The sequence below is a fragment of the Bradyrhizobium sp. UFLA01-814 genome, assembly GCF_046718885.1.
In the GTDB taxonomy this organism is placed as follows: Bacteria; Pseudomonadota; Alphaproteobacteria; order Rhizobiales; family Xanthobacteraceae; genus Bradyrhizobium; species Bradyrhizobium elkanii.
Genome location: NZ_JAQOSR010000238.1, coordinates 1 through 10,267, shown reverse-complemented (window position 1 = coordinate 10,267; position 10,267 = coordinate 1). Strand labels below are relative to the sequence as shown.

The 10,267-nt window shown below is 62.9% G+C and carries 12 protein-coding genes; 2 read left to right on the top strand and 10 right to left on the bottom strand.

The features are described from left to right. Positions 1 to 876: 876 nt before the first annotated feature. Positions 877 to 1,089: a GDCCVxC domain-containing (seleno)protein gene (locus tag PMN64_RS39590; RefSeq protein ID WP_411784675.1), complete on the bottom strand. Its 213-nt coding sequence runs from the start codon at positions 1,087 to 1,089 to the stop codon at positions 877 to 879. A gap of 185 nt (positions 1,090 to 1,274) precedes the next feature. After that, entirely contained in the window at positions 1,275 to 2,009 is a 735-nt protein-coding gene (locus PMN64_RS39585) for an outer membrane protein (protein ID WP_411784674.1), read from the bottom strand. A 293-nt stretch (positions 2,010 to 2,302) separates the two neighbouring features. Here PMN64_RS39585 and PMN64_RS39580 point away from each other — a divergent pair, with 293 nt between their 5' ends. After that, positions 2,303 to 2,599, top strand: a complete 297-nt coding sequence (locus PMN64_RS39580; RefSeq protein WP_035631156.1) for a DUF3551 domain-containing protein — start codon at positions 2,303 to 2,305, stop codon at positions 2,597 to 2,599. A gap of 119 nt (positions 2,600 to 2,718) precedes the next feature. Continuing rightward, positions 2,719 to 2,988 (top strand): DUF3551 domain-containing protein, encoded by a 270-nt coding sequence (locus PMN64_RS39575; protein ID WP_028339649.1) that lies wholly within the window; start codon positions 2,719 to 2,721, stop codon positions 2,986 to 2,988. Between the two features lie 109 nt (positions 2,989 to 3,097). On the opposite strand, the gene PMN64_RS39570 is transcribed toward PMN64_RS39575, so the two are convergent. The 8 genes from PMN64_RS39570 to PMN64_RS39535 form a co-directional block, all read right to left on the bottom strand. After that, positions 3,098 to 3,796: an ABC transporter ATP-binding protein gene (locus PMN64_RS39570; RefSeq protein WP_028339648.1), complete on the bottom strand. Its 699-nt coding sequence runs from the start codon at positions 3,794 to 3,796 to the stop codon at positions 3,098 to 3,100. A gap of 9 nt (positions 3,797 to 3,805) precedes the next feature. Beyond that, complete coding sequence (locus PMN64_RS39565) at positions 3,806 to 5,086, bottom strand: lipoprotein-releasing ABC transporter permease subunit (RefSeq protein ID WP_028339647.1); 1,281 nt, start codon at positions 5,084 to 5,086, stop codon at positions 3,806 to 3,808. Positions 5,087 to 5,158: 72 nt separating this feature from the next. Beyond that, positions 5,159 to 6,478, bottom strand: coding sequence for a proline--tRNA ligase (gene proS, locus PMN64_RS39560; protein ID WP_028339646.1), 1,320 nt, complete (start codon positions 6,476 to 6,478; stop codon positions 5,159 to 5,161). A gap of 164 nt (positions 6,479 to 6,642) precedes the next feature. Continuing rightward, on the bottom strand, positions 6,643 to 8,205 hold the full coding sequence (locus PMN64_RS39555; protein WP_411784673.1) for a copper resistance CopC/CopD family protein: 1,563 nt from the start codon (positions 8,203 to 8,205) through the stop codon (positions 6,643 to 6,645). Between the two features lie 3 nt (positions 8,206 to 8,208). Then, the gene (locus tag PMN64_RS39550) at positions 8,209 to 8,736 is read right to left on the bottom strand and encodes a YcnI family protein (protein WP_304495543.1); all 528 of its coding nucleotides are present in this window, start codon (positions 8,734 to 8,736) and stop codon (positions 8,209 to 8,211) included. Positions 8,737 to 8,743: 7 nt separating this feature from the next. Next, positions 8,744 to 9,271 (bottom strand): copper chaperone PCu(A)C, encoded by a 528-nt coding sequence (locus PMN64_RS39545; RefSeq protein ID WP_411784672.1) that lies wholly within the window; start codon positions 9,269 to 9,271, stop codon positions 8,744 to 8,746. 35 nt (positions 9,272 to 9,306) lie between these two features. Continuing rightward, on the bottom strand, positions 9,307 to 9,804 hold the full coding sequence (locus PMN64_RS39540; RefSeq protein ID WP_411784671.1) for a TlpA family protein disulfide reductase: 498 nt from the start codon (positions 9,802 to 9,804) through the stop codon (positions 9,307 to 9,309). Then, the coding region (locus tag PMN64_RS39535; RefSeq protein ID WP_411784670.1) for a sialidase family protein at positions 9,801 to 10,267 on the bottom strand (467 nt) is incomplete at its 5' end. The genes PMN64_RS39535 and PMN64_RS39540, both read right to left, overlap by 4 nt.

The following is a 10,267-nucleotide window of genomic DNA, read 5'->3' as shown; positions in this document are numbered from 1 at the left end:
CTTCAGCAGCGAATAGGCGGAATGAACGTGAAGATGAACGAATCCGGCATTCGGCATGGCTGCTTACAGAAGCTCTTGGGTCAGGGATGGAGCGAGCGCCTGGGCCGGAACTCGAAAGCGTCAGACCCGACTCGCGATCCCATCGTGGGGCCTGAACCCTGCCAAGTCCACGCCGAACGCGGCGTGGCGGCAAGTCCTCCCGCTTTTCCCCAAGGGCAAGCCATGCCGACGGCTCTGTCCCTGTCCCCGCGGGCGCATTCTCAGAATTGGGTGATCAGCTGGGCCCACACCGCGATCATCCCGACGAACAGCGTGATCGATGCCAGCGCTGCAGCTTCCTGCACGAAAATCTTCAACATGGCCGCTCTCCCTGAACTGGAACGTATGCAGAACACTGTTCCTTTTTTGTTCTAGGAGTCAAGCAACGGTAGTGGGTCAGTTTGAAAACTGACCCCGAAAGAATTCCCTTGGTTAATCGTGGCAGGAAGTGGCAGCGACTCGATAGTTTGAAGCGTTGCTGCGCTCAGCGTAGGACGTGCTGATTCACTTCTCAAACTGGGCTGCCAGCGTTGCTTGGGTAGTGGGTCAGTTTGATTGTGGCAGTCGGCCGGGGTGGAAATTGGCTGGCACAGGGTGCATATTTGCTCCATGAGCCACTGGCTAAAAACTGCCTTGATCATTTTCGGCATGTGCGCCGGGTGGATGGCCTTTGGTTACTTGACCACCGATGACGATGAGATCGTCCGAATCGTTGCGGCGCAAAAATGACCCCTAAACGCCTCAGAGACCCCAACCTCTGTGGTTAATTCCTGACCGGCCGATGCCTCGCCGCCGACAATGATCCGGATGGCGAGCTGGTCGGGAGGCTCCGGGGAGCTAGCTACCGCAACAGTCCCCCGCCTGCTTGGGCGGGCACGGGATTGTTCCGTATGAGCAAAACACGCAGCAATCTCCTGCTTTCGGTTTCAGGCGAGTGCCGCACCCCTTGCAGTCGTAGAAGAACCGGCAGGCATCGGTTGGCATCGTCTCGATGGAGACGTGGCCGCAGGATGGGCACGTCAGTTCGGAGATGAGCTGCACGTTCGTCATGCCCCGAATATGCCGCGTTGACCGTTCGGTTGGAAAGCCCCGCCCAATCAAACCTGCCCCGAATCCCGGAGCGGACGAGCAAAGCCCATTCCCCTGCTCCTGGCCGACGAGCTGCGCCGCCAAGCCAACAAAAAACCCCGGGCCGAAGCCCGGGGTTTTCGATGCCGCTTGAATTAAGCGAGCGATCAGTACTTCGCGATGACCGGGCCACCGAACTTGTAGTTCAGACGGCCGAGGACCATGTCGGTGTCGCCACCGGTGTGGAAGCCAGCCACTGCAACACCAGCCGGGGTGACGAAGGTCGCGCCGTGGGTGTCTTCGAAGATGTGGTTGTATTCGACGCCGAGCGACCAGCCCTGCGAGAAGGCGAATTCGAGGCCAACGCCCACCGTCGGGCTCCAACGGGTGTCGAAGCCGGTCTGGGAGGCCAGATTGCCGGCCGCGTTGAGGAACTGATAGTTGCGATCGGTGACCGCAGCACCGCCCTTGGCGTACAGCAGGACGTTGTTCCAGGCGTAGCCGATCTGACCGGTGAACAGGCCGAACGCATCGGTCTTCGAGCGAACGATGCCGCCCGGGACGACCAGGTTGCCGGTGCTGCCGGAGAAGTCAGCCCAGTTGCCCTGAGCTTCCAGACCGAACACCCAGCCGCCGGCCTGCCAGCGGTAGCCGATCTGGCCACCGACGGTGCCGCCGTTGGCGTCGTAGCTTCCGACGCCGCCGAAGCCGTCGACCGAACGGTTGTCGTGGCTCTGGCCCCAACCACCGTTGATACCGATGTAGAAGCCGGTCCAATCATAAACAGCGGCAACCATGGGCGGCGGAGCCTTGGTGTAAGGGCGAGCCGCGAGGTCAGCCGCGGAAGCAGCAGTCGCGCTGAGCGCGATCATGCTGGCGGTGACAAGCAAAATCTTTTTCATTTTCCCGTTCCAACTTTTTCTACAGGCCCCCAAGGCCGCGAGACACCGTCATAGCAGCCCCCGGCGGAATTGCTGTAACTTCGCGGCAACAGGCAGGGCCAAACGACTTCGCTCAAATTTGAAGTTAATACTGTATTACGGGCACTTCCTGGGACTTTTGCCACATAACTGCCGCACAATCTTCACAATTCAGGTCCGCCTGCGCAGCTGCGCGCAAGATCGTGTTGACCGAAACCGGCTTGTCCGATTTGGATCGTCGCCAAGGTCGAATCTTCGCAGCAAAAGGAATGCACATGCGGACGATGATTCTTGCTGCTGCAGCGTCGGTGGCCGCACTCGCAACGCTGGGGAGTGCGCCCGCGCATGCCGTCGGCGTGCGTTACCCGTTCTGCATTCAGGGCGACCGCTATCCCGGCCTGAGCAACTGCTCCTATCCGTCGTATGAGGCGTGCCTGGCCACTGCTTCGGGCATCGGGCAGAACTGCGTCGCCAACCCCTATTATGCCGGCGACAACGACCCGCGCTCCTATCTTCACGTGTCCCCGCGGGACCGCCGTGAGGGCAATTTCTTCGACCTGTTCATCCACTGACGCCCGATCCGGCAAACACCGGCGCGGGAATGTGAGTTGATCCAGCGCTGCGCGCGGGTGCCTATTCGCGCGCGCTCGGTATGAGCGTTGCCGACGCCTGACCGACGAGGAGATTTCTGATGCGCAGTCTGATTCTGGCACTGTTGCCGGCATTCCTGGCCTTGGCGGCGCCGGCACCTGCCAGCGCCCAGAAATACGATTCGACCTCGCCGGTCTGTAAGACCAACTACCGATGGGGCGGTGAGGATACCGACTGCGGCTACACGTCGATCGCGCAGTGCCAGGCCTCGGCGTCCGGCCTGGCGGCGATCTGCATCAATAACCCCTACTATGCCGGACCGCCGATCGACCGTCGGCCGAGGCAGCCCGGCAGACGCCCCGCCTATTGAGGATCAAGCGCTTTCCGAGCCGCGTGAAGCAGGGCGAAAAAGGCTACGGATTCCAGCTCTTAGCGCGCATTCTTCATGCGAACAATTACCCGGTTCGCGCGATGACGCACTATTCGAGCTCGACAACCTGTCCGTTCGACAGCGACACCCGGCGATCCATTCGCGCGGCGAGATCCAGATTGTGGGTCGCGATCAGCATCGCGACCCGGGTCGCCTTCACGAGTTGCATCAGCGCATTGAAGACATGGTCGGCGGTGCCGGGATCGAGATTGCCCGTCGGCTCGTCCGCGAACAGCACCCGGGGCGCGTTGGCGACCGCGCGCGCGATTGCGACACGCTGCTGCTCGCCGCCCGAGAGTTCGGCCGGACGATGGGTGATGCGGTCGCCGAGCCCGAGATAGGAGAGAATCTCGGTCGACCGTTTCACGGTTTCGGAGCGTTTGAGGCCACGAATCATCTGCGGCAGCATCACGTTCTCGAGCGCCGAGAACTCCGGCAGCAGCCGGTGCGATTGATAGACGAAGCCGATATCGGAACGGCGAATCTGGGTGCGGTCGACATCGGACATCTGCGAGGTCGGCGTGCCCGCGACATAGACTTCCCCGTCATCAGGGGTCTCCAGCAGGCCCGCGATGTGCAGCAATGTCGACTTGCCGGATCCCGACGGCGCCACCAGCGCCACCGATTGACCGGGCCACAGCGCGAGCTTGGCGCCGTTCAGGACCGTCAGGGTCGCTTCACCCTGCCGATATTCCCGCTTGATGTCATGAAGATAGACGACCGGTGTGTCTTCCGCCCCCTCCGCCATGTGCGCTCCTTATTCGTACCGGAGCGCGTCGACCGGATCGAGGCGCGCGGCGCGCCACGACGGGTAGAGCGTCGCAAGGAAGGACAGCGTCAGCGCCATGATCACGACGGCGAGCGTCTCGCCAAAATCGATTTCAGCAGGCAGCTTCGACAGGAAATACAGCGTGGGATCGAACAGTTCCGTGTTGGTGAGCCACGACAGGAATTGCCTGATGGTTTCGATATTGAAACAGATCAGCAAGCCGACCAGCAGACCGACCAGCGTGCCGACGACGCCGATCGATGCGCCGGTGATCAGGAATATCCGCATGATCGAACCCTGCGAGGCGCCCATGGTACGCAGGATCGCGATGTCCTGGCCCTTGTCCTTCACCAGCATGATCAATCCCGAGACGATGTTGAGCGCCGCGACCAGCACGATCATGGTCAGGATCAGGAACATCACATTGCGTTCGACCTGAAGCGCGTTGAAGAAGGTCGAATTGCGCTGCCGCCAGTCGACCAGGAAGACCGGCCGGCCGGCCGCCTCGGTCACCAGCTTGCGATAGGTCTCGATCTTGTCCGGATTGGTGGTGAACACCTCGATCGAGGACACGTCGTTGTTGCGGTTGAAATAGGCCTGCGCCTCGGTCAGCGGCATGAACACGAAGGTCGAATCATATTCCGACATGCCGATCTCGAACACCGCAGTGATCTTGTAGGGCTTGATGCGCGGTGTGGTGCCCATCGGCGTCACCGCGCCCTTCGGCGAAACCAGCGTGATCATGTCGCCGGCATGCAGCGACAGCTGGTCGGCGAGGCGGCGACCAATCGCGACGCCCTGCCCCTCATCAAAGCCCTCGAGCGAGCCTTGTTTGATGTTCTTGGCGATCGAGGTGAGGTTGTTGAGATCGTCGGCGCGGATGCCGCGGATGAAGACACCGGCGGCGTTGAACGGCGAAGATCCGAGCCCCTGCCCGTCGACGACGGGCGCGGCGAGGCGGATGCCCTGCACCTGGCTGATGCGGTCGGCGACATCCTTCCAGTCGGTCAGCGGCGATTCCAGCGGCTGCACCAGAATATGTCCGTTGAGGCCGAGGATCTTGTCCAGCAATTCCTTGCGGAAGCCGTTCATGACCGCCATCACCACGATCAGCGTGGCGACGCCGAGCATGATGCCGAGGAACGAAAAGCCGGCGATGACCGAAATGAACCCTTCCTTGCGGCGCGCGCGCAAATAGCGTCCGGACAGCAGCCATTCGAATGGCGCAAAGGGCGGGGTACGGACTGGCTCGCTCATGGTCTCATCCATCTGTCGATAATCCCATGATTCGGGCCAAATGTGGCCGGATTACCCCGCCGATCAGCGCGGCGTGAATAAACTTTAACCCGCGAGCTTCGCGACCACGTCGGCGGGGCTCATGTTGTCGCGTGAGCCGTCGCTGCGACGCTTCACTTCGACCTTGCCGTCCGCAAGCCCCTTGGGCCCGACGAGAATCTGCCACGGGATGCCGATCAGATCGGCCGCGGCGAACTTGGCGCCGGCACGCTGGTCGGTGTCGTCGTAGAGCACGTCGACGCCCTTCGCCGAGAGTTCGCGATAGAGCTGCTCGCAGGCGCCATCGACCGCGGCATCGCCCTGCTTGAGATTGAGGATCGCGGCGCGGAACGGCGCGACGGCCTCGGGCCATTTGATGCCGGCGTCATCGTGACACGCTTCGATGATCGCGCCGACCAGACGCGACACGCCGACCCCGTAGGAGCCGCCATGGATCGGCACGTCGACGCCGTCGGGACCGGCCACCATCGCCTTCATGGTGTCGGAATATTTGGTGCCGAAATAGAATATCTGGCCGACCTCGATGCCGCGCGTCTTCAGCCGCTTTGCCTCAGGCACTTCCTGTTCGAAGCGCGCAGCCTCGTGGACGTCCTCGGTCGCGGCGTAGACCGAAGTCCACTGCTTGATGATCGGCGTCAGATCACCGTCATAATCGACGTCCTTGCCCGGCACCGGCAGGTCCAGCACATCGCGGTTGATGTAGACGCCGGACTCGCCGGTCTCCGCGAGCACGATGAATTCGTGGCTGAGGTCGCCGCCGATCGGGCCGGTCTCGGCCCGCATCGGGATCGCCTTGAGGCCCATCCGCGCAAAAGTGCGCAAATAGGCCACGAACATCTTGTTGTAGGAGCGCCGCGCGCCGGCCTCGTCGAGGTCGAACGAATACGCGTCCTTCATCAGGAACTCGCGGCCGCGCATCACGCCGAAGCGCGGACGCTGCTCGTCGCGGAATTTCCACTGGATGTGGTAGAGGTTGAGCGGCAGGTTCTTGTAGGACTTGATGTAGGAGCGGAAAATCTCCGTGATCATTTCCTCGTTGGTCGGCCCGTACAACAGCTCGCGCTTGTGACGATCGAGGATGCGCAGCATCTCCGGGCCATAGGCGTCGTAGCGGCCGCTTTCGCGCCAGAGATCGGCGAGCTGCAGCGTCGGCATCAGGAGCTCGAGCGCGCCGGCGCGGTCCTGTTCCTCGCGAACGATCTGCTCGATCTTCTTCAGCACCCGGAAGCCGAGCGGCAGCCAGGCATAAATGCCGGCCGCCTCCTGCCGCATCATGCCCGCGCGCAGCATCAGCCGATGCGAGACGATCTCCGCCTCTTTCGGGTTTTCTTTCAGGATGGGCAGGAAAAACCGCGACAATCGCATGGCGTTACTCGGGAATCAGGAAAGCGTGGGAAGAGCTGCAGTGAAACCGGATCGGCTGTGAAAACACAAGGCCGCCAAATAAGAAAAACCCTTCAAATCAGGCGATTTTCGGCCATTTGAACGAATTGCGTCCCATCGAAGCGCCGAGCGCGCTGACCGCGGCTTTACCTCACCTCGAAATCGTCTTCCAGCGTCACTTTCTTGAAATCGGTCACCAGGGCGTCGATCTGCATGTGCCAGCGGCCCGGGACCGGCAGCGGCACCTTGCGCACGTGCCAATAGCCGTCGGCACCGCGCGCGGCGGCGCGTTCCATCGGTTCGATGCCGCGCTCGGGCAGGCTCAGCGTCAGCGTCGCCTCCTTGGCCGCAAACGGGCTGGCATCGCCGCTCATCAGCTGCAGCACGAAGTCGTTCGGCCCGACCTTGCCTGGCGCGATCAGGACCTGGAACATCGCGGCATCAGTGTGGATGTGGACCGCGAGCGGAACATCGGCCGACATCGCCAGCACGCGCGGCGGCGGCGTGAAGCGCCAGAGTGCGACGAGGCCGAGAATGGCGATCATCAGCACGAATTCGAGCGCAATCGAGCGCTGCAGCGGTCGTGTCCGATGAAACTCGCGCGCGATGGCCGGCGTGAACACCAACCGGTTCAGCGCAGCGAGCCCGAGCAGCAGCACCACCAGCACCAATTTCGCAACCAGGATGTTGCCGTACCCGGTGTCGATCAGCGCGTGAAAACTTTCGAGCTGGACGACGGCGAGCGCCAGGCCCGACAACGCGATCAAGGCGACGACCGGCACCGCGAGCGTCGAAAAATGCCGCAGCACCCGTAGCAGCGACTCCTTACGCTGCCAGGCAAGCACTGCCAGCGGCGCCAGCGCGCCCATCCAGAACGCCAGGCCAACGCCATGGATGAACAGCGCGGTTCGTGTCAGCCATTGCGGCGAGGCCGTGGCGGCGTGGCCGCTGACCGCAAACGACAACCCGACGCAGATCATTGCGATCGCAGTGCGGGTGAAAGCTGCACCGAACGACGGGCTGCGCCAGGCGATCGCCGCGATCAGCATCGCGGCGATCGCGAGCAGCAGCGCGGGAAACAGGCTGGTGCCGGCGGCGCTGGCCCATGCCGCCCACGTCACGATGCCCGAGAGCGGCAGGTTCAACAGGTCGACGCCCTGCAATCCAAGCGACGCGATCGCGCCGACAAGGCCGATCTTCAGCGACCACATGATCAGCGGTTCGCCGGCCGGGCCCTGCCCGATCCAGGCCGCAAAGAACACGCCGCCGACGCCGGCAAACAGCCCCAGATAGAGCCCGAGCCGCGCCAGCCAGATCAACACATCGAGCACGCCGTCGCTTGACGGCGCCGCTGAGCCGGTGACGACGCCGATCGAAAACAGCAGCGAGCCCGCGACCGGATGGCCATCCTGCGACACCACGCGATAGCTGACCACCTGCGTGCCCTTCGGCAGGCCCGCCGGCAGTGTCACCATCACCGACTGGTCGACGGCGCGGATCGCGACGTCGCGCGGCTTGCCCGCAGCGTCGAGCAGGCTGACCGCCGTCGGCGCCACCGCTTCGTTGAAGCGGAGCACCACCATCTTGGGTGCTTCAGCTACCACACTGCCGTCGGCCGGTTCAGCGCCGATCAGGACGGCGTGCGCATGGGCTGAGGTCGCAAGACACAGCGCCACGAGCAGCACTGCGAGGTTTGCGACCAGCCGCATCGCTTACGACTTCGGCAGCAGCTTGACTCCGGGAGCCGGTGTCTTGCTGCCGTGGTCGTGCCCGCCGCCCTGCCCGTCGGCTGGGATATCGATCCAGCGGCTGACGCCCTGCTCGCACTCCTGCACGACCGGAAAGTACAACGTGGTGTTGGGCTTCAAGGTATCGGTGAGAAACGTCTGCATCACGAACTCGTCGTAGTTCTGGTCCGCAAGCTTGCCACCGCTCCAGGCGACTTCCCTGACGCCCTCGGAAAGCTTGGCGCCGTGATAGTCGTATTGGGCGGCGTATTTGCCGGTGACCGTATCGAGAGTCCAACCCGCCTTCGGCATCGGCTTCACTCCGATCACGCCCTCCGGAATCTGCACCCGGATCTTGATCGTCGCCGAGCCCGCGCAGCCATGCGGCACGGCGAACACCGCCTTGTAATACGATCCGACCGCCGCCTGCTTTCCTTCGAGCGTGATATGCGCGATCGCCGGCTGCGCTGCGAGCAGCGCCGCCGTGGCAATGAGGAGCGTCTGTGATCGCATGGCGCCCTCACATCTTCTTCATGTCCATGTGACCGGAATGGTCGCCATGGCCGGAACGATCGCCGCCGCCCGGCGCCTGCGCGCCGACGGCCTGCACGTCAAGCGAGACCGAGACCTTGCCGGCCTTTTCGAATTCGAGCGTGACCGGTACCTTGTCGCCCTGCTTCAGCGGGTTCTTCAGGTCGAACATCATCAGGTGATAACCGCCCGGCGCGAGCTTCACGGTCTTGCCGGGCTCGATGGTGAGGCCCTTGTCGAGCGCGCGCATCTTCATCACGCCATTGTCCATCGACATCTCGTGGACTTCGATCTTGCCGGCAACATCGCCGGAGCCTGACACCAGCCGGTCGGGCGTCGTCCCCTTGTTCTCGATCGTCAGGTAGCCGCCGCCGATCTTGGCGCCGTTCGGCGTTGCGCGCGTCCAGGCCTGCGTGATCACGAGGTCGCCGGCCTTGACGTCCTCGGCGCGTGCGGACGTCGACACGAGTGCAGCGGTCAGCGCTGCGAAGGCAAGGATGCGGGAGAGCGTCTTCATGGCGACGGATTTCCTTTCAAGTTGAAATTCAAGTGTCATCGAGCTGCTGCCGACTGGGCGCTGGACCATTTGTCCAGATCGGCGATTTCGGCCGACCCTTCGATCGTCGTGATCGTTCCGTCACCGGCAATCAGCATGGTTCGCGGGATATCGCCCTGCCAGGCCGGATCGATCTCAAATCTCAACCGCTCGGCAAAGCCGTCGTCGAAAATCCAGTTTTCGGCCGCGCCGAGGCCGGCGCGATCCAGCATCGATCGCGTCGCCTCCGGTAGGTTGGGAACCAGATCCGCGCTGATCGTGACGACATCGATTCCGGGATGATCCTTCATAAACTGGCCAAGCTGCGGCAGCTCGACCTTGCACGGTCCGCAGGTCACTCCCCAGAAGTGCACCAGGGTCGGATGACCGGCATGCGCATGCAGCAGCTTTTGCCAGCTGCCGCGTTCGAATGGCTTTGGCGCGCCCTCTCCCGCCGCCAATGCGGTCGGCAGCGTTGCGAACAGGATCAGCGCAGCGAGCAGATGACGCTTCATGGTTCGCCCTCGATCGCCTGAAAATGGTAGCCGTCGGCCTTCGTCATCCACGACAGATAGGTCTGCCGGCTGTCCGAGACGAGCAGCGGATGGTCGGAACTGTCGGCGGTGTCCGAAATCACTGTTGGCTTCGACCATGTCGCTCCATCGTCGTGCGATGTCATGAGGTCGACTGTCGTCTTCTGCCCGTCGAATTCCTTCCAGGCCATGACAAGCCCCTGCGGCCCCGCGATAATCTGCGGCCGGGATGGGCTGCGGTTTGGCTGACCAACCGGAAGCGGATCGGAGAAGGTTTTGCCGCCGTCGCGCGATCGCGCATAGAACAATCCCTTGCGCGCCTTGCCGTTGGTGTACCACGTCACATGGTAGGTTCCTTCGGGCGATATGGTCAGGCTCGGACCGTGATGCGGACAGGCCGCGATCTGCCAGTCGTCACGGCTCACCCGATGTATCTCGCCGGGCG